General features: G+C 70.2%; 17 protein-coding genes. 9 read left to right on the top strand and 8 right to left on the bottom strand.

Going from position 1 to position 18,067, the window contains the following annotated elements; all coding sequences use genetic code 11:
* The first annotated feature begins 785 nt into the window (after positions 1 to 785).
* A complete protein-coding gene (locus C7M71_RS30055; RefSeq protein WP_111488842.1) occupies positions 786 to 1,091 on the top strand; it encodes a winged helix-turn-helix domain-containing protein in 306 nt (101 codons plus the stop codon).
* Positions 1,092 to 1,101: 10 nt separating this feature from the next.
* Here the strand turns inward: C7M71_RS30055 and C7M71_RS30050 are convergent, their stop codons facing one another.
* On the bottom strand, positions 1,102 to 2,457 hold the full coding sequence (locus C7M71_RS30050; RefSeq protein ID WP_111488840.1) for a tetratricopeptide repeat protein: 1,356 nt from the start codon (positions 2,455 to 2,457) through the stop codon (positions 1,102 to 1,104).
* A 239-nt stretch (positions 2,458 to 2,696) separates the two neighbouring features.
* Between C7M71_RS30050 and C7M71_RS30900 the strand changes: the two genes are divergently transcribed.
* The 3 genes from C7M71_RS30900 (at position 2,697) to C7M71_RS30040 (ending at position 5,174) form a co-directional block, all read left to right on the top strand.
* Positions 2,697 to 2,852, top strand: a complete 156-nt coding sequence (locus tag C7M71_RS30900) for a hypothetical protein (RefSeq protein ID WP_162824483.1) — start codon at positions 2,697 to 2,699, stop codon at positions 2,850 to 2,852.
* 116 nt (positions 2,853 to 2,968) lie between these two features.
* The gene (locus C7M71_RS30045) at positions 2,969 to 3,895 is read left to right on the top strand and encodes a hypothetical protein (RefSeq protein ID WP_111488838.1); all 927 of its coding nucleotides are present in this window, start codon (positions 2,969 to 2,971) and stop codon (positions 3,893 to 3,895) included.
* 34 nt (positions 3,896 to 3,929) lie between these two features.
* Complete coding sequence (locus tag C7M71_RS30040) at positions 3,930 to 5,174, top strand: tetratricopeptide repeat protein (protein WP_111488836.1); 1,245 nt, start codon at positions 3,930 to 3,932, stop codon at positions 5,172 to 5,174.
* Positions 5,175 to 5,320: 146 nt separating this feature from the next.
* Here the strand turns inward: C7M71_RS30040 and C7M71_RS30035 are convergent, their stop codons facing one another.
* Positions 5,321 to 5,815, bottom strand: coding sequence for a phage terminase small subunit P27 family (locus C7M71_RS30035; RefSeq protein WP_111488834.1), 495 nt, complete (start codon positions 5,813 to 5,815; stop codon positions 5,321 to 5,323).
* A gap of 1,039 nt (positions 5,816 to 6,854) precedes the next feature.
* Between C7M71_RS30035 and C7M71_RS30895 the strand changes: the two genes are divergently transcribed.
* Positions 6,855 to 7,007, top strand: coding sequence for a hypothetical protein (locus C7M71_RS30895; protein ID WP_162824482.1), 153 nt, complete (start codon positions 6,855 to 6,857; stop codon positions 7,005 to 7,007).
* 21 nt (positions 7,008 to 7,028) lie between these two features.
* On the opposite strand, the gene C7M71_RS30020 is transcribed toward C7M71_RS30895, so the two are convergent.
* Positions 7,029 to 7,364, bottom strand: coding sequence for a nucleoside triphosphate pyrophosphohydrolase (locus C7M71_RS30020; protein WP_229759011.1), 336 nt, complete (start codon positions 7,362 to 7,364; stop codon positions 7,029 to 7,031).
* A 352-nt stretch (positions 7,365 to 7,716) separates the two neighbouring features.
* Positions 7,717 to 8,487, bottom strand: a complete 771-nt coding sequence (locus C7M71_RS30015; protein WP_111488830.1) for an SDR family NAD(P)-dependent oxidoreductase — start codon at positions 8,485 to 8,487, stop codon at positions 7,717 to 7,719.
* Positions 8,488 to 8,630: 143 nt separating this feature from the next.
* Here C7M71_RS30015 and C7M71_RS30010 point away from each other — a divergent pair, with 143 nt between their 5' ends.
* From C7M71_RS30010 to C7M71_RS29995, 4 genes are all read left to right on the top strand, one after another.
* Entirely contained in the window at positions 8,631 to 9,239 is a 609-nt protein-coding gene (locus C7M71_RS30010) for a TetR/AcrR family transcriptional regulator (RefSeq protein WP_111488828.1), read from the top strand.
* A 197-nt stretch (positions 9,240 to 9,436) separates the two neighbouring features.
* A complete protein-coding gene (locus tag C7M71_RS30005; RefSeq protein WP_162824480.1) occupies positions 9,437 to 10,363 on the top strand; it encodes a hypothetical protein in 927 nt (308 codons plus the stop codon).
* Positions 10,364 to 10,421: 58 nt separating this feature from the next.
* Entirely contained in the window at positions 10,422 to 11,051 is a 630-nt protein-coding gene (locus C7M71_RS30000) for a hypothetical protein (protein ID WP_111488824.1), read from the top strand.
* Entirely contained in the window at positions 11,048 to 12,958 is a 1,911-nt protein-coding gene (locus C7M71_RS29995) for a M48 family metalloprotease (protein WP_111488822.1), read from the top strand. Before C7M71_RS30000 ends, C7M71_RS29995 begins: the two co-directional genes overlap by 4 nt.
* A gap of 132 nt (positions 12,959 to 13,090) precedes the next feature.
* Here C7M71_RS29995 and C7M71_RS29990 read toward each other — a convergent pair whose 3' ends face one another.
* The 4 genes from C7M71_RS29990 to C7M71_RS29975 all read right to left on the bottom strand — a co-directional run bounded on the left by C7M71_RS29990 (position 13,091) and on the right by C7M71_RS29975 (position 18,028).
* Complete coding sequence (locus C7M71_RS29990; RefSeq protein WP_111488820.1) at positions 13,091 to 13,606, bottom strand: GNAT family N-acetyltransferase; 516 nt, start codon at positions 13,604 to 13,606, stop codon at positions 13,091 to 13,093.
* Positions 13,607 to 13,638: 32 nt separating this feature from the next.
* A complete protein-coding gene (locus tag C7M71_RS29985) occupies positions 13,639 to 15,090 on the bottom strand; it encodes an aldehyde dehydrogenase (protein WP_111488818.1) in 1,452 nt (483 codons plus the stop codon).
* 116 nt (positions 15,091 to 15,206) lie between these two features.
* Positions 15,207 to 16,328 carry a Zn-dependent alcohol dehydrogenase gene (locus C7M71_RS29980; RefSeq protein ID WP_111488816.1) on the bottom strand — a complete coding sequence of 374 codons (1,122 nt, stop codon included), beginning with the start codon at positions 16,326 to 16,328 and terminating at the stop codon, positions 15,207 to 15,209.
* A gap of 149 nt (positions 16,329 to 16,477) precedes the next feature.
* Positions 16,478 to 18,028 carry an NCS1 family nucleobase:cation symporter-1 gene (locus tag C7M71_RS29975; RefSeq protein WP_229759010.1) on the bottom strand — a complete coding sequence of 517 codons (1,551 nt, stop codon included), beginning with the start codon at positions 18,026 to 18,028 and terminating at the stop codon, positions 16,478 to 16,480.
* Positions 18,029 to 18,067: the final 39 nt, after the last annotated feature.

Below are 18,067 nucleotides of genomic sequence, written 5' to 3'. Positions count from 1 at the left end.
AGACGGCCCAGCAGTCCCGCGACCAGTACCGGGCTGCCCCGTCAGTCCACGGTCGGCAGTCGTTCGCCGTATGGGGCTCGTAGCGGACCGCGTAGCGGCTTCCGGCGAGTATCTGCCACCCCTGCCGCTCGCACCGCAGCAGACCCCGCGTGTTGCCCCTGCGGGTGCCGTCCGGCAGTGCCTTGACGAATGCCTTGGCCATCAGCCCATCGCTGCCACAAGTTCGTACGGGCTCGGAAGATTGTAGGCGATGGCGAACAGCTCGACCCTGCGGCGCTTCTCGTCCTCGGGGGGTCTGTCGGCGCTTCCCGGCGTTGGCCTTGACCTTGAGCCAGTGCGGCCAAGCGGCCTCGGCGCTCTCCTTGAGTTGAGCCCGTCGCGCTTCCTCGGGAAGGTTCTCCCACCACACCACCGCCGGTGCTATCCGGAAGACGTACGGCAGGGGCGGCATGGTCCTCGCTAGGTGGTGCGGGTGGATCGGCTTTTCCCATCCGCAGATGTGCAGCGGCGGGGCCTCGGGGACCACGGTGGGGCGGTGCTGGCTGCGAGTCGGCAGGCAGAGAACCAGGGCCCGGAGCAGGGCCCAAGCGATAAGATGACGCACGTCGGCAGCTCCCAAATAGCTGTGCGGGCGAATGGCCCCGGTGACTGGTCGCACAGTCCCGGGGGTCTTTGGTCGGTGATGCGGATTTCGACCGCACCCAAACTCCTATAGGTACGTCTAGGTATGTTCATGGTCGTAGCGAAACGCGCGGGGACGTTTGGGCCGTCCTACGCTTTTGTCTATGGACGTAACCCCGATCGACCCGGACGCCGAGGCGCACCCGTACCAGCAGATTGCGGCGGACATCATCCGGGCCATTCAGTCCGGGAAACTGCGGGTCGGGGCCCGGGTGCCGTCCGAGGCGACGTTGATCCAGACATACGGCGTCGCCCGGAATACCGCCCGCCATGCTGTCGAGTACCTGCGCACCCAAGGATGGGTCCGGACTCTTCCGCAGCGTGGCACGTTCGTGGCCGACCGCACCGACCAGGCCACCGCGCAGCAGCAGACCCCGCCCGCCGAAGTTCAGCAGCAGGGCGGGGCCTGACGGGCGCGGATCAGGCTCGGACGAGTTCGGCGGCGCGCTGCCCGAGGTCTGCGGCCCCGGGAATGCCACGCCGGGCCCAACTAGCCATCGTGGTACGGACCTTGTGAAGGTCCTTCTTGTGCCGGTCCGAGACGACGCCATCCATGAAATCCAGGGACTGACCCCAGATCCCCACAGCTTCGTCGTGGCGGCGCTGGGCGGCGACTGACCGGGCCAGGTTCCCGAGCGTCAGGGCGTGAATGCGCCGGAACGCTTCGGGGTCACGACCTGCGAGGGCGGCTCGGTGGTGGCGTTCGGCCGCCTGGTGGTCTTTCAGCTCAGCCAGGGTCTTCGCGGTGTGAGACGCGACGGTCGCCGCTACCGGCCCGGTGGCCGCCGTAAAGGACGCCGGGGGCGTCGCAGTGTTGAGCATGGCGTCCTCGGCCGCGAGAAGCGCCGCTGCGGCCTTCTGTCCGTCCCCGGTGGCCCCGTACGCCCTGGCGCTCGTGATCAGCAACAGGGCCTCGGTCTGCGGGTCCACCTTCCCGCGCGCCCGCCGTAGGGACTCCTCCGCCAGTTCGACGCAGAACTCCGGCTGCTTGAGATTGAGGGCCTGATGGGCGAGGGCACGCATCATCCAGGCTCCATGTCCTGTCGGATCGCTCTCGCAGGCGAGTTGGTAACCGAGAAGGTAGTACCGCTGTGCGGCGCCCTCCCGGCCAAGGTCGTGATACTTCCACGCGGCGAGGTACGACAGTTCGGCCGCCACGCCGTAGGCGCTCCGGCGAATCGCCTCGGAGGGATACACGGCCTGGAGCATCGGCACCACCGTGTCAGTGAGGTAGGTAGTCACCGCACTCAGCCCGTGCCCACCGCCAAGACGCTCGTCAGCGGCGGTGAACACGCTGGTGATGTGCCGGACGGTGGCCACTTCACCGATACCCACCCGGCTGCCGGTCCTTCCCGCTCGCAGGGTGGCGGCGACCGCTTGATGATCGTAAGTCAGCGGCAGCGCCACAGCGGCGGTGGCGAACGCACTGGCGAGGAAGTCACGGCGGGACTGCATCACGGCTCTCCCGAGGTCGGCGGCGGTGGCCAGCGGGTCGGCACTCATAACCTCCCCGATCGCTTCCGACCCTAATCCGATCTCCGCCACGGTCACCTTGCGACGCGTCTTCCGAGTAAGGGCCTCGGCGAGGTACTGCGGTGTGCGGCCCGTGGGGGTGCCGCCGGCTACCCAGTGAGCGATGGCCGAGGGTGCCGTTGCCAGGTGTTCCCCCGCCTCCGAGGCGACCGCGCGCACTGTCGTCGCCAGTGCCTGGTACGTGCACCCGGCCTCCGCAATGACACGGGCCAATGCCTCGTTTGCTGCCTTAGTGTCCGTCAACTGTCGCCCCTGATTGCGATCTTGAACGGGTTGAACGGGATCGGTGTCCTCACACCGTACCCCCGGAGCGTGACTGGCTGTTCACTGATTGCACCGACAGGCCAGGGGTTCCCGGCTGGCAGGACAGGGGCGACACCTGCCGCAAGCCACGCGGTGAATCCGCCAGCGGTCCATAGACCCTCCCTGGGCCTCGGGGAGGCGCACCAACCCGCAGTAGTTCCCATGGAAGGAGCAGGGCTATGCCCGACAACATCAAGGTCAGCGACCTGACGCGGCGCCTGGACCACTCGGTGCCGGACGGCGACTTCGCGCCGGGGGACGTCGAGTCCCTGACGCGGCGCCTGGACCACTCGGTCCCGGACGGCGACTTCGCGCCGCTGGCCACCGAGGCCTAACAGCAACTCACCACTGATGCCGGTCAGTTGACGGCATGGCGGGTCGGCTCGAATGACTACCCGGGCCGACCCGCCGCGCGGCATCGCCACACAGCCCCAAGCAAGGAGAGTCCGCAGTGAACACCACCATCGCCACCCGCGTCCCGGTCGGCTCCTTCTTCGACCTCGGCCGAAAGGACCCGGAACTGCTCCGCCTGCGTGAGGAGGGCGCCGAAAGCGCCCTGCCGTTCGCCCTGATGGAACGCCTCATCAAGTCCGGCACCCCCTACGCACAGCACGCCCAATCCCTGCGCAGCGAGAACGTGACCGTGGCCGGAGCCAACTTCGACTGGTTCGACGCCGGGCTTCCCGTCGAGATCGCCAACGAGATCAACCTGACGAACTACGAGATCGCCGAGCACACCGACGACCGCCGCGCGGCGCTGGCCGGGGCACTGGACCGCCTGTCGCTGGTCCACCCCGAGAGGTTCGCCCGCGTGCGCGAATTCGTCCGTGGGCTGCTGTGGGTCGGTCTCAAGCCCGGCATCCGCGCTTCCTCGCTGACCAGCTCCAGCGACCCGGCGCTCCCGTACGTCATCGTGTTTTCCGACAAGGCCCGGCACCACATCCCGCCGAACACGGTCAGTCCGGAGCCGTCCCCGCGATTCCTGGCAGAGAACCTGCTGCACGAGGGGACGCACCAGTCGATCAGCTTCCACGTCCTTCAGCACCAGGTCTTCGCTGACGGGTACTCGTCGCAGGACTCCCCGAAGATCGAGATCAGGTGGCGAGCAGGTCAGGGTGTCGCGCGCAACCAGTTCTGGGAGGTGGACCGGGCCTTCCACGCGACCTGTGTCTACAACCAGTTGCTGAGGTTCCGCCGCACCGAACTGGACCGCGACGACCTGACCGCCAACGAACGCGCATGCTTCCAAGCCGCCTACGACGAGGGCCTGCCCGCCGTTCGCTACCTGATGCGCGAACTCGAACTTCTGACCGCACACTTCTCCCCGCACGGGGTCGAGCTGCTGGCCGACCTGCGCCAGCAGACCGACCGGCTGTAGTGCCACGCTGAGCAGAACCGAACGAGGAGGTCCGGTGCTCCAGCACCTCATCACACAAGACGCCGGCCTGCGGATGGTCCCCACCGACCGGGGCGAGCTGACTACTGCGGTCGGCCAACTCCTGGGGGAACTACGGGCTTTGCCCGAAGGGTCCGACCCCGCTCGCACCCGGGTCCTGACCAGATGGATCGGTGTCGGCCAGATGTGTTTGGGTCAGCACGAGGAGGCCCGCACCTTCCTGCGGCAGTCGCTCGACCTGGCCGCAACGAGCGGCAACACCCGAGCGGTCATCGCCACCGGGCTCAACCTCGGCGACGCCCACCGCTACGCCGGTGACGTGCGCAATGCGGACGCGCTATACCGCAGCGCCCTGGGCACCGCACGTAGCCAGCACCCGGAACTCGTGGACTTCGCGCTCCAGCACACCGGCAAGCACCTGATGGAGAGCGGGGACCTCGCGGGCGCCGAGGCCCTTCTGCGGGAAGCGCTGCGGCTGCGGATCGCCAAGGGAGACACCGAGCTGATCGGGTCCACTCAGGCAGCACTCTCACGGGTGGAAGTACTGATCGACCAAGCCGCCGCATCGTCGGCGAACGACACCGCGTCTCAACAGTGGAGCGGTCAGTGGACCTCGTGGCTCCAGTCCCACACCACGGCCCGGAGCCCGGATCGGTGGGCAGAAGACTTCCCCGCCATCCGGGGCGCCGTGCGCGGGCTGACGGCACACCAGCGAGTGCACCCGCGCCACCTGCGCGACCAGTTGTTCCCGGTCGAGCTGATCACCGCCATGGCGCAGGAGGCGGAAGACGCCCTGACCGCCAACGGATACCTTCACAACGGCAAGTGGAACGCGGCCGTTGGCGACGCCGCGAACCGCTTCGCCGGGCAAGCTGATCTCGCCGCAGTCGTCGCACGATCCACCGGCCTGGAGGTCGAGCAGCCGCACAATGGTGTCTACATCGCCTACCTGGAAGAGGGGCAGTTCCTAGATTTCCACGTGGACGAATTCGGGTTCGGCGAGGCCAATCTGATCCTGTGTCTCAAGCACGATCGCCCCGCCGTCGCCTCTACCGTGAGCGCTACCGTCTTCATCGGTGCTGACGGCTACCATGCGTGCGATCTCGCTGCGGGAGAGTCCGTGGTGTTCGATGGTGCGATCACCCCGCACGGAAGGACACCCCTCGGCGCCGGAGAACGCGTCATTCTCATCAGCTTCGGATTCCGTGCGCATGATGCGGCCAAGCGTTCGGCCGCTCACCTCCCGGCGGCCCCGCGCTGACGACAGTGGGCGCCTGCACTCCGCATTGACGCCGGAGCGATCTCCCCAAATGCAGAAAGGCCCCGCCCTGGCTCCCGCTGAGGGAGAACAGGACGGGGCCTTTGCAATTCCGATTATTGGCTGACCCCCATCACCTGATGAGACCGCTAATCCCAGATATCGGAATCGTCTGCTGACTCCGGCGGGGAAATTGCCACTCGCGCACTCGGCGAGAGGCCCAATTCCCTGATGTATCGAGCGAGTTGGGAGCGGTACTGCGCCGCGATGGTGGCTGCGCCGTTCTTCACCGTGCCGCGCTCGGCAGTGACCATGAGTCCGCGTTCGGACAAGTCGCGCTCGGCCTGGTCGATGCGGGCCACGCAGACGCACAGATCCTTGACGGTCGAGTGGTCCACCTCGCCAAGCCCGGCAGCCACTTCGAGAATCGGCACAACGCGCCGCCACTCGGCCGAGGCAATTTCCCGACAGCGGATATTGGCCGCTTGGATCTCGGCGGCCGGCGAGTCCTTGAACACGTCTCGCCAATCAGGCTCGGCAAGAACAGCGCGAGGGACAATCACCCCTTCTCTGATCTCAGCCTTGGACGGGTTCCCTTCACGGGCCCGTGCTGCCGCCGGCTTGGGTCGGTATCGGTCGGCCATGGTCTCCTTTCTAACTTGCTGTGATGGCGCCGAGGCTTCCAAGAATGGCCACAGCTCCGGCGCGCTCTCGGAGCCTCCCTGCCGTGCTTTCGCGGGAGGGGAGGGGAGTACCCCCCTGGTAACGGCCCTGGTCAGCGCCGCACGGGGCGGGCGTTCGCCGCAGCCCAACCGCCCGGCTGGTGCTTGGCCGTCTCCCGGTTGTGACAGCGTGCACAGCGGACGGAGCCGATGGAACGCGTCCGGATCGGCGACACCCCGGGCCAGCAGCGCGCGGCGGGGTCGTAGCCGGGGACCACCACGGTTGTCCTGGCCTGTTCAACTACGGCATCCGCCCCATCGGCGCACTCGCAGGCGGGTGGCTCGGCGCAACCATCGGCCTGCGCCCCACCCTATGGATCGCGACCCTCGGCGCTCTGCTCGGCCTGGCGTGGGTACTGCCCTCCCGGACACTCCTGCACACGACCACGTCTCAGCCGTTTCACAGCGAACCAAAGCGGAACAGGACGCCTTGACGCTCGCACTTCGGCCCATCAGCTGACTCGGCGACTGTCCCCGGGTTCGCGGGGCAGGTCCCAGGGCTGCGCCGTTTTCGCGGTTGCGTCCGGTTGAGACGGGCAGGAAGCCCGGTGAGCTTGGTGACGGGTTGTCTGGGCCGGATGTGGCGGCAGGCAGGGCTCGGGTGATCACGAGGCGTCGAGTCGCTGATCAACACGACGGAGGACCGCGCCTGCCCGTTCTTCATCGTCCATCCCGACCGGGGCCTGGGCCAACTCGCCGACGCCGCCCGCCCGTGCCCGGCGAGACCGCCGGACTGCGTCGGCCGCCCCGGCCGAGGCCACCGTGGGACGTCTACTCCAGAAGGTCGACGGGGAGCGCGCTCGATGAGGCGATCGGTGCCGCTGGACCTTGCCTGTCTGCGGAAGATTCAGCGGATGGTCGCACCCGCTTTCCTTCAGGACTACGCCGGACGCACCCAAGCGCTGCAACGGCGTTCACGGGCTGTCTGAGCATTCCGTTCAAGCACAGTGAGGTCGTCGCCGTGTCGCTGCGCAAGGGGACCTTCCAGCGCGGCATCGCCCCGGACGAGATCACCGCCCTCGCCCGCCAGGCCGGACTTGTCCCCGCCGCCGGCACCCCGGTGCTGCCGCTGCCCGGGGTCTGTCACGTCGTTTTGGCCAAGCCCAAGGGGTGAGGAACGTACCCACGCACGAGGTCAGCGGTTGCCCGTCCAGACGATCCGGTCGGCGAAACCGCCCCGCTCAGCCGCCTTGGCGTCACGGATCTTCTCCAGCTGAGCCGCGTCGACCCCCAGGTCCGCGGCGAGCGCGCGCACGACCTCCAGCACGTCAGCGAGTTCCTCCGGCGCCGACTGCTCATCCGCCTCAAGGAACTCGGCGACCTCCTCCCCGAGCTTGTCCCGCAGCCGGCTGCGGTATTCCTCCCGGCCTGCGGTGTAGGTGACCGGCTCGGCCCCGTCCTCGCGGATGATCTGCGGAATCCGGTCCCGCACCAACTTGCCGGATGTGCTGTAGCGATCCAACTGTCGCACCCATCGCCGCGGAGCGGTCTCCAGCCGCCGCCCCTCATGCCGCCGCAGCCTAGGCAAGTCGCCTCACAACCCGCCATGCGAACCGCCAATCCACCCGTTCGGAGTGGGCCCCGCTGCTGCGGCGGGGTGGCGGTGGGCAGCGGGGTCACGCCCGGTGCGGCGTCCCGCGCGGCGAGGGCCTCGTCATGCTCGGCGAGAGTCTCAGCCCGCTCACGGGCCGGCTGCTCGGTCACGACTACGCAGGTGCCCACCAGCTCCGCCGGTTTCCGCTTCTCCTTGCGGGCCTCGGCCAGGTGCCGTACGAGGCGATGTCCCCGGGATTCCGGGGGCATCGATCGGAGGCGAAGGAGTCTCAGTGGGCGATGACTGCGGCGCCGACGCGGCCTCCGTCGACGTCCACCACCGTGCCGTGTACGAAGGCGGCCTCGTCGCTCGCCAGCCAGACGGCGGCGTGGGCGATGGCTTCCGGGCTGCCGACCTTGCCGGCCGGGGTGCCCTTCATCATGATTTCGGCGGGGTGCGGTTCGTGCTCCCCGGTGGTGGGCGTGACGATGACGCCGGGCGAGATGGCGTTCACCCGCACACCCTGCGGACCGAACTCTGCGGCCCACGCGCGGGTGAGGGTCTCCACCGCCCCCTTGGTGGAGCTGTAGAGGGTGCCGACCGGGATACCCAGGCGGGCGACCCACGACCCGAGATTGATGACGGCCCCGCCACCCGCCCGGACCATGGCCGGGGCGATGGCGGCGGTCAGGAAGAAGGGGGCCTTGACGTTGACTGCGTAGACGCGGTCGAAGGTCTCCTCGTCCGTGTCTGCGGTGGTGGAGCCCGGGAAGATGCCGGCGTTGTTGACCAGGATGTCGATGCGGCCGCCCAGCGCCCGGGATGCCTGCTCGGCCAGGTGGCGGGAGGCGGCGGCGGTGCCATCGAGGTCGGCCTCCACGAAGTCGGCACGCCCACCGGCCGCGCGGATCTCCTCGACGATCCGCAGCCCTCGTCCCCGGCTGCGGCCCGATACGACCACCTGGGCCCCTTCGGCGGCGAACGCCTTGACGATCGCCCGCCCGATGTTGCTCGTCGATCCGGTGACCAGCGCGGTCTTGCCCTGAAGCCGTCCGCCCATGGCAGGTCTCCTCTTCTAGCGCTCTCGCGACAACTCCCCCGCAGCCCCGACTGTGCGCCAATGAAAATGGACCGGCAAGTCCAATCTGCGTACGAGAGGCGGCACTACAGTGGACCAGCCGGTCCAATCAAGGAGGGTGCCCGATGCCGCAGGCAGCGACAGCGAAGGGGCGAGCCACCCAAGCCCGCATCATCGAGGGCGCCGCGAGTGTGCTCCGCGAGAGAGGTGTCGCCTTCACCACGCTCGACGACATGCGCAACCGCACCCGCACGAGCAAGAGCCAGCTCTTTCACTATTTTCCCGGTGGCAAGGACGAACTGCTCCTGGCGGTGGCCGAGTTCGAAGCGGACCGCGTGCTGGAGGACCAGCAGCCCCATCTGGACTGCCTGGACTCCTGGGAGTCCTGGTACCGATGGCGGGACGCCGTGGTGGAACGGTACGAGCTCCAGAATGACCAGTGCCCGCTGGGGGCGCTGTTCCTCCAGCTCGGCCGTTCGGAGCCGGGCGCGCGGGCGATCGTGGCCGAGCTGATGCGGCAGTGGCAGGAACGCATCGCCCATGGCATCCGCACACTCCGTATGCGCGAGCTGATCCCGGCTTCCGTGGACGTCGATCAGAGTGCCGCCGCCCTGCTGGCCGGGATTCAGGGCGGAGTGTCGATCATGATGTCCACCGGCGACTCGACCCACCTCAAAGCCGCACTCGACACGGGGATCGCCCAGCTCCGCGCGACGGCGGCGGGCAACGCCTGAACGCCGGGAGAGACCAGGGCCGGGCGCCTTCCTCCGCCCGGCTCTTCGCGGACGGATCAGCCCCTGAGCCGGCCACAGATCGGTAACGGCGGTCGATTCCGCTCTGCTGTCGTCCGGAGGCCGAGCGTAATATCGGCGCACTGATCGAGGCCGCCCAGCCGGTACCGGTGCGGTCGCGAAGAGAGGGGGGCTTCTCTATGCCGTATTCCGAGCCGTGCACAGCACCGTATCCGCAGCCAGGCCCGCAACCGGGCCGAAGACACGGCATCCTGCTGTCGGCCGCCACCGCCGCCGTGCTGGTGCTGCCGGTGACCGCCTGCTCCGACGGAGGGGGGAGCACCGCCTCACCACCCGTCGCCACCACGGCCACTGCCACGGCCACGCCTCCCACCGAGGAGGCTCCCCCGTCCACCGAGGCGCCGACGTCCACGGACACCGGCACGGACACCTCCGAGCCCGAGCCCGAGCCCTCCGACGATCCCCCGCCCACCGAGGAGCCGGTCCCGTCCGAGGCTCCGACGACGCCCGCCCGCCCGACCGGTGACGCCGCGTCGGAGCTGTGGGGGCTCCGGTACCAGGGCACCGCCGAGGTGCAGGTCGACGCGTACGACCAGTGCAGCGTCGACGGTTCCAGGCGGTTCACCGGGACCCGTCGGTACTCGCTGGCAGGCACACTGGAGATCGGCCGCCCACGCGACGGCGGCGACCAGTCGGAGGCCAATCCGTTCACCCTGGTGCTCTCCCTGGGGGCTCCCTCCCAGGACGGCAGCATCTCGCTGTGGTCGGCCGGGGTCGCCTCGGCCTCCGCCCACGACCTGGCCGGCAACACCCGCGATCCCCGACTGGTGCTCACCTACTGGGGCCTGCAGTGGAAGCGGGGCACGGTCAGCGGCACGCTGAACGACACCCACACCCGGGAGGGCGTCACGCTCAACCTCCTCAACTGGAGCAGGCCGCTGATCGCATGCCATCCCGAGTACGGTTCGCTGCCGGGCGGCTTTCCCGAGGCCATCGGCACGGGGGCGACCCTCAGCGGCGACCTGGACCAGCGGCGGGCCCGGCTCACCGTGAGCGGCAACACCGCTGACGGCTTGGAGCAGTTCCGGTTCACCTTCTCCGGCTGACCCCTCGGTCCGCCCACCACCCTTCCTCTCGACTCCTGACCCCAGGGGAGAACCAGCCATGCCTTCGGAGACCGACGCCGTTCTGGACCGGTGGGGAGTGCTGATCGCTCGGACCGCGGCGCCCGACGAGATCGACTTCGCCGCCCAGGTGACCCGCGCCTACGCCGCCGGTGGCCGACGGCGCCAGGACCTCTTCCGTACATCGTCCTCGGCACCCGGCAGCCTCGGCGGCGACCTGGCCACCCTGCTGCCGACCCTGCTGGACGCGCTCGCCGCCTGCGGGGATGTCATCCGCGCGGTCCTGGCCAGCCCGGCCTTCGCCAATACCGTCTCGGCCGCCACCCTGCTGGCCACTCTCAGCCGCAGGCCGGGCCGGTCTGCGGACTCGGACGGGCACCCGGATCCGGACCCGGAGCAGGCGTCCTCCGAGCAGGCGTCGTCGGAGCAGGCGGTCCAGGCGGCCTTCGCGTTCCGCGACGACCTCGTCCTGCGCGGTCTGCCGACGGACCAGGCCGACCGGATCGCCGCGCAGCTGCTGGCCGAACTGCTCCGCAGCGACCCTGCCGACGCTGCGGCCTTCCTGATCCGGCTGACCGCCCGCGAGCCCGCCCGGCCCGCCGGATCAGGACGCCCCGGGCTGCTGCGCCGCCTGCGGCTCCGGTTCTCCGACAGCGGAGCGCCCCGGTGAGACGGGCCGGCCCGGAAGCGGACCGCGCCGCCGTGGGCGCACCCCCGCCCTGGCTGTGGCTCACCCTGGCGATCTACCTCTGGCACCTGCCGTCACGGCTTGCCTGGTGGTACAGCCAGCTCAAGGACCTCACCGGCCACGGTGCGTACACCCCCGAGACCGTCCGCGCCGACGGCTTTATCGCGCTTCGGGCCTCGATGGTCATCCAGGCCATGCCCTTCCTCTTCATCCTCGCCGGGATCGTCGGCGTGCTCCTGCCGCAGCTGCGCCGCAACCTCGTCGAGGGGAGCCAGCACCTGCTCCACCCCGACGAGGTCCCGCCCGCGCCGCCCGCCCCGCCTGCGGACCCTGGCCCGGACGGAGACCCGAACGGAGGTGAGGACTCCGTCCGGCAGATGGAGCGCTTCCTCAGCCGGCACGCGCCAGAGGTCCGGCTCCGCGTCAACACCGAGCGAGCCGACCACCTCGCACGGGTCTACCCCGGTGGCTGGCGGACCACCCGGATCGCGGTCTTCCCGCCCTTCGCCAAACTGTGGCGCGGCCATCGGAGCGCCGCCGAGGCGGCCCTGCTGCACGAGCTCGGCCACCATCGCCATGGGGACCAGCACGTCTCCGGGATCGGCAGCCCCTTCGCCGCGCTGGCCCGGCACTGGCTCGGGTTCTTCGCCCTGCTCGGTCTGCTGCCACTGCTGCTGCTCTTCGCCGTGGGGGACGCCACGGCGGACTATCAGATCGCCCAGGTCATCACGGTCTTCACCGTGCTGCTCCAGACCCTGCTCATCCCGGTCGCGGCGCTGTGGACCCTGGAACTCGCCGCCGACCGCTACGCGGCCGCCACCGCCGGGCGCGGTTCGCTGCTGTCATCGCTCGAAGCCGTACACACCACCCGCCGGGTCCGCCGGTGGCGCGACCGGCTCGCTCCGCTGCACCACCCGCCGCTGCGGCTGAGACGCTGGTTCGCCGTCCGCAGCGGCCGGTTCACGGCCGACCTGGTCCTGCTGCTGCTCTGGCCCGCGAGTGTGCTGGGCACCACGGCGGTGGCGACCGTCATGGCGGTACCCGAGGTGCACTTCCTGAACCGCGCCGCCTGGGGGGAATCCCTGCACATCGCCCTCGCCCTGGGACGCGGCGCGATCAGTGACAGCGCGCCGGAATGGCTCGCCATCCTCGCCCTGCTGCTGCTCTGGCCGCTGCTGGCCCCGGTCTGGCCTCGGCTGTGGGGCAGCAGGGTCGAGCCGCCGGCCGTCGGGGCGCTCCTCGCCGGATATCCCGTCAGGCTCTATGCGGCCGCCGCCGTGCTGCCCGTCGCCGTGCTGCTCGCGGGTCTGCTGCCGCACGGCGCCGCGACCGCCTTGGTCCAGCCCGCCGGTGACGGTACGGCGTCCGCTCCTGCGGTCTCCCCCTCCTGCCCGGAGCCGCACGCCCCGGCCCCTCCCCGCAGGCCCGCCGTCCCCGGGATACCCGCCTCCGCGAGCCCCGCCCCGACGCCCGACCCGGCGGAGGTCCAGGCAGAGGTCCAGGCGCGGACCTTCCGTACCACCGTGGTCGTCTCCGCCACCCCGCTGCTCGGTACCAAGGCCCAGATGCACGACGTGCAGGACCGGCTCCGGCACGCCGTGTGGACTCTCGGTCCCGACGGGAGCCTGGTCTCCACCACCGGCGAGGGGCCGCTGCACCTCACCGGGAGCCGCGAAGGTGTCCTCCTCCTCAGCGGGGAGTCCACCCTGACCACCGAGGTGAGCGCCACCACCACATGGTGGCAGGCACAGCTCCGCCCGACTGCGGACCACCACGCGGAGCTGACGCTGACCAGGGCGGCCTCCCAGGCGATGCATGCCGTTGTCGCCTGCCGGGAGTTCGACTCGGCCTCCACGGTGGCTGCCCGTTTCGTGCTCGACCTGTCCTGAGCCGCGCGCGAGGCGGCATCGGAGCGGCGGCTCGGTCGCGGTCGGCTGTCAGCGGGCGGCGTCGTGAGAAGGTGCTGAATCAATGCCGTCGGAACGCAGCCATGGCACCGGCCCTACTGGCGAGATCACAGACTAGATCGTGATCCAGTAGCGCCGCGCGGGGCCGTGTTCGGTGTCCCGGACGCCTTCGAGGACACCGCCGTGGTGCTCGATCGTCTTCGCCGAGGCGAGGTTGTCGACCTCACAGACGATCAGCACCCGGTCCAGGTCGAGCGCCCGCGCCTCGTCGAGTATCCGGCCCAGCGCCCAGGTGGCCAGCCCGCGCCGACGCGACGACGGACGGATGCCATAGCCGATGTGGCCGAACTGCAGCACATAGTCGTTGAGCCCGTACCGCAGCGCGATCCCGCCGTGCACCCGGTCGCCCTCGACGATCCATCGGTACGTGCAGGCGCGGCCGGTCTCCCCCGCATGCGGACCCGACTCGTCAGCCAGCCGCGCCACCCAGGCCGCGAACCCATCCGGCGAGTCGACCTCGTCGGACGGCCCCAGCCCGAATCCGTCCTCATGGAGGCCGGGGCCCCACTCGTTGCGCGCCTCAAGCCAGGCGGAGTGCAGCCGGGTGGTGGGCGCGACCAGTTCAGGCATACGGCGACGATACCGACCCGGACGCCGACGCCCTACGGGTGGCTCGGCACGAAGATCGTCTTGTATTGCAGGTACGCCTCGATCCCCTCTCGGCCCAGTTCGGAACCCAGGCCGCTGTCCCGCCGCCCGCCGAAGGGGGCGCCGATGTCGAAGTTGGCGTGGTTGACGCTGAAGGTGCCGGTGTCCACCGCGCGGGCCACCTCGCGGCCCAGTGCCTCGTCCGCCGTCCAGACACTGCCGGCCAGGCCGTAAGCGGAGTCATTGGCCTGGGCGACGGCGTCCTCGACGGTTCCGTCGTGGGCCGAGATGGTCACCACCGGGCCGAAGATCTCCTCGCGGGCCACCACCATGGCCGGGTCCACGTCGGCGAAGACCGTCGGCTCGACGTAGCAGCCGTGGTCCAGACCGGCGGGGCGTCCGCCACCGGTGGTGATCCGCGCGCCCTCCTCCCGGCCCCGGCGGATATAGCCCTCGACCCGGTCCCGGGCAGCGGTCCCGGCCACCGGGCCGATGACGGTGTCCGGGTCCAGCGGGTCACCGGTCTGCCAGCCCGCGACCGTCTCGGTGACGGCGTCCACGACCTCCTCGTGGCGGGACCTGGGGACCAGCAGCCGGGTGTTGTTGGTGCAGGTCTGGCCGTTGTTGTTGAACGAGAGGTCGAGCAGGTGGTCGAGGAAGAGCGGCAGCGGGGCGTCCTCCAGCAGGATCGCGGCGGACTTGCCGCCCAGCTCCAGGGTGACCGGGCGCAGCAGCCCGCCGCAGAGCGCGCCGATACGGCGGCCGGCCGCCGTGGAGCCGGTGAAGGCGACCTTGTCCACGCCGGGGTGGGTGACCAGGTACTCCCCGACCTCCCGCTCCGCCGGGAGGAAGTTGATCACGCCGGGCGGGAAGCCCGCCTCGTGGACCGCGTCGGCGACCAGGAAGGAGTCGAGCCCGGTGGCGGGCGAGGGCTTGACCACGGCGGTGCAGCCCATCGCCAGGGCGGGCGCGAGCTTGAAGAACAGGGTGCTCAGCGGGTAGTTCCACGGCACGATCATGGCGACGACGCCGACCGGCTCACGGCGGACCAGGCTGTGGCCCACCCGGGCGGGGCGCAGGTCCTCGGCGTACATGGTGTCGGCGAGCGGGGCGTAGAAGCGCAGCAGGCCGGCGGCCGCGCCGACGTTGGCGTCGATGGCGCGGGCGAGGGGGGTGCCGACCTCGTGGGCGATCAGGGTGCCCAGGGCCTGGGCGCGGGACTCCAGCGCGGCGGCCAGGCGTTCCATGGCCTCGGCGCGCTGCTGCGCGGACGCCCAGCCCCCGGGGCCGCCCAGGGCGCCGCGCGCGGCGGCGACTGCGGTGTCCACATCGGCGCGGTCGGCTTCGGGGAAGTCGGCGATGCGCTCCCCGGTGGCCGAGCTGACCGCGGTGAAGGTCCTGGCGGTCGATGGCTTGCGCCAGTCTCCGTTGATGTACAGCGCTGCGCGGTCGGGCGTGTGGGACATGGCAGTCTGCTCCTCTTGCTCTTCAGGCGCGGCGTCTTCGGGGGTGGCGGTCAGCTGGGGTGGCGTCAGGCGGGCCGGTCGGGTGGTGCGGTGCGGCGGGCGGCGGGCGGCGGTGCTCAGTCCGCAGGCCGGTGCTCGACCACTCCGCGCAGGTTCCGGCCGCACCGCAGGTCCTCGAACCCCTGGTTGATCTCGTCCAGGCCGTAGGTGCGGCTGACCAGTTCGTCGAGCCTGATCAGGCCCTGGCCGTACAGGGACAGGACGCGCGGGATGTCCCGCGTCGGGCTGCACGATCCGAAGATGGTGCCCTGGATGCGCTTCTCGGCGAAGACGAGCTGGGTGCCGGGGAGCTGGATGTTGATGTCGTGGACGTCCTCCGACATGCCGGCCAGGACCACCGTCCCGCCCTTGCCGGTGGCCTCGAAGGAGGCACGTACGATCTCCGCGGTGGTCTCGCCGGTGCACACGATGGTGGAGTCGGCCCCGGCGGCGCTGGGGTTGAGGTCGGCGGCGAGGGCCGCCGCCTCGGCGAGGGAGCGGCAGGTGTGCGAGGCCCCGAGTTCAAGGGCGAGCGGGTGCTTGGCCTCGTTGGGGTCGACCAGGATCACATTTCCGGCGCCGGAGAACCGCGCCCCTTGGACGGCGTTGATGCCCACGCCGCCCGCGCCCACCACGATGACGGTGTCACCGGGCTGGGGCTCGGCGGCGTAGACCGCCGCGCCCCAGCCGGTGAGTACGCCGCAGCTGACCAGGGCGACGACGGAGAGCGGTACGGCGGGGTCCACCCGGACCAGGGAGTTCTGCGAGACGACGGAGTGCTCGGCGAAGGTGCCCAGGGCGCAGTTGGCGCCGATGCGGCCCGAGGGGCCGGTGAACCGGAAGGTACCGTCGGGCAGTCTGCCCTCGGGGCCGCCCGTCGCCGCGTCGCAGAGGTTGGACCGGCCGCCGGCGCACCAGCGGCAGTGGCCGCAGGAGGGCTTGAAGGAGGCGGCCACATGGTCACCGGGGGCGACCCGGGAGACCCCTTCCCCGACGGCCTCGACGATGCCCGAGCCCTCGTGTCCGCCGATGATGGGCAGCGTGGCCATGTTGCCGGTGCGCACATGCTCGTCGGAGTAGCAGAGCCCGGCGTGGGTGAAGCGGACCAGGACCTCCCCCGCCCTGGGGGCGTCGAGTTCGAGTTCGGTGATCTCCCAGTCCTTGCCGGGGGCGGTCATGACGGCGGCACGGGTCTTCATCAGGGGACTCCTCCTGGGAGACGTGTCGTCTTGCGTGGGCGTGCCCCGGGCGGGGGGAGCGATCTCCGACGCGACACAGGTTCGCTGAGTGAACCATTGGTTTGGTGGATAGTCTTGATGCGGCGCAGCATGGTGTCAATACGGCTTGGTCAGCGGCCTGCTGGGGCGGTCGGGGCGCCGCCGGGCGCTGCGGTGCGGTCGCCGGGCGCGGGGAAGAGCCTGCTGAGTCCGGCGTGCAGCACGATGCCGCCGAGGAACGCGACCGCCCAGTTGTAGTCGAAGAGCGGCCGCAGCAGCGGGATGTAGCCGTCGGCCGGGAAGGGCCCCGCGCCGGCATCGGAGTGGGCCCCGCCCAGGGAGAGCACCAGCACGGCGGCCAGGGAGACCAGCGGCCTCCAGTTGAAGCCCCCGGCGTACTCGTAGGGGCCCCCGCGCCGGTAGAGCCCGGCGAGGTCGAGCGTGCGCCCGCGCAGCAGCCAGTAGTCGGCGGTGAGGATTCCGGCGACCCCGCCGAGCACCGCGCCGCTGACGCCGAGCCAGGTGAAGATGTACAGCTCGGGCGAGGAGAGCAGCCGCCAGGGCTGCATCAGGATGCCGATGACGCCCGCGATGACGCCGCCCATGCGGAAGTCGATCCGCCGGGGGAAGAGGTTGCAGAAGTCGTAGGCGGGCCCGACGGTGTTGGCCGCGACATTGACCGCGACGGTGGCGACGATGACGCAGAGCAGCGCGAAGAGGATGACGACCGGGCTGGAGAAGCGGCTGACCAGGTCGATCGGGTCCCAGATCGCCTTGCCGTAGACCGTGATGGTGGCCGAGGTGGTCAGCGCGCCGATCATGGAGAACGCGGTCATGGTGATCGGCAGCCCCAGGGTCTGGCCGACGATCTGCTCGCGCTGGCCCCGGGCGAACCGGGTGAAGTCGGCGATGTTCACCGACATGGTGGCGAAGTAGGCGACCATCCCCATCAGCGCGGGTGCGAAGAGCAGCCAGAAGTCGGTGCCCCAGCCCAGCTTGGACCCTTCGGTGGCGAGTGGGCCGAGGCCGCCGGCCTTGCTGACCATCCACCCCAGCAGGAAGACCGCGACGACCAGGATGAGCGGTGCGGCCCAGTTCTCGAAGCGGCGGATGGACTCGATCCCCCGGACGATCAGGCCGATCTGGAGCAGCCAGAAGAAGGCGAAGGAGAGCCAGAGCGTGCCCGGGTGCCCCCACAGCGGGCGCGCATGGGTCCAGCCGTCGCCCGCGAAGGCGCCGACGACGGTGTGGATGGCCTGGCCGCCGATCCAGGTCTGGATGCCGAACCAGCCGCAGGCGGAGAGCGCGCGCAGCACCGCCGGGACATTGGCGCCGAGGGTGCCGAAGGCGGTGCGGGCGAACACCGGGTAGGGGATGCCGTACTTGGCGCCGACGTGGCTGTTCAGCAGGATCGGGACCAGGACGAGCAGGTTGCCCAGGGCGATGGTGAGGACGGCCTGGACCCAGCTCATGCCGAGGTCGATCAGGCCGCTGGCCAGGTAGTAGGTCGGGATGCCATGAGCGATGCCCATCCACAGCGCCGCGTAGTTGTAGGTCGTCCAGGTGCGCTCGGCGACGGGTACGGGTGCCAGGTCCGGGCTGTACAGCGGGCTCGATTCGATGCCGCGCGGGTCGCCGAGTCCCACCTGCGGGCTGGGGCGGCCGATTACTCGCATGTTCATCATGACTCTCTGCGGTCTATCCATCGAACCATCGGTTCT

Source organism: Peterkaempfera bronchialis, assembly GCF_003258605.2.
Lineage (GTDB): Bacteria > Actinomycetota > Actinomycetes > Streptomycetales > Streptomycetaceae > Peterkaempfera > Peterkaempfera bronchialis.
The sequence above is the reverse complement of the archived record's forward strand: the minus strand, read 5'-3'. Positions and strand labels throughout refer to the sequence as shown.

Bases quoted from the DNA above. Each gene is read 5' to 3' on its own strand.
- C7M71_RS30005 (WP_162824480.1), top strand. From the start codon at position 9,437: ATGCCGTATTCCGAGCCGTGCACAGCACCGTATCCGCAGCCAGGCCCG.
- C7M71_RS29985 (WP_111488818.1), bottom strand. From the start codon at position 15,090: ATGTCCCACACGCCCGACCGCGCAGCGCTGTACATCAACGGAGACTGG.
- C7M71_RS30055 (WP_111488842.1), top strand. From the start codon at position 786: ATGGACGTAACCCCGATCGACCCGGACGCCGAGGCGCACCCGTACCAG.
- C7M71_RS30000 (WP_111488824.1), top strand. From the start codon at position 10,422: ATGCCTTCGGAGACCGACGCCGTTCTGGACCGGTGGGGAGTGCTGATC.
- C7M71_RS30015 (WP_111488830.1), bottom strand. From the start codon at position 8,487: ATGGGCGGACGGCTTCAGGGCAAGACCGCGCTGGTCACCGGATCGACG.
- C7M71_RS29980 (WP_111488816.1), bottom strand. From the start codon at position 16,328: ATGAAGACCCGTGCCGCCGTCATGACCGCCCCCGGCAAGGACTGGGAG.
- C7M71_RS30010 (WP_111488828.1), top strand. From the start codon at position 8,631: ATGCCGCAGGCAGCGACAGCGAAGGGGCGAGCCACCCAAGCCCGCATC.
- C7M71_RS30035 (WP_111488834.1), bottom strand. From the start codon at position 5,815: ATGGCCGACCGATACCGACCCAAGCCGGCGGCAGCACGGGCCCGTGAA.
- C7M71_RS29975 (WP_229759010.1), bottom strand. From the start codon at position 18,028: ATGAACATGCGAGTAATCGGCCGCCCCAGCCCGCAGGTGGGACTCGGC.
- C7M71_RS29990 (WP_111488820.1), bottom strand. From the start codon at position 13,606: ATGCCTGAACTGGTCGCGCCCACCACCCGGCTGCACTCCGCCTGGCTT.
- C7M71_RS30900 (WP_162824483.1), top strand. From the start codon at position 2,697: ATGCCCGACAACATCAAGGTCAGCGACCTGACGCGGCGCCTGGACCAC.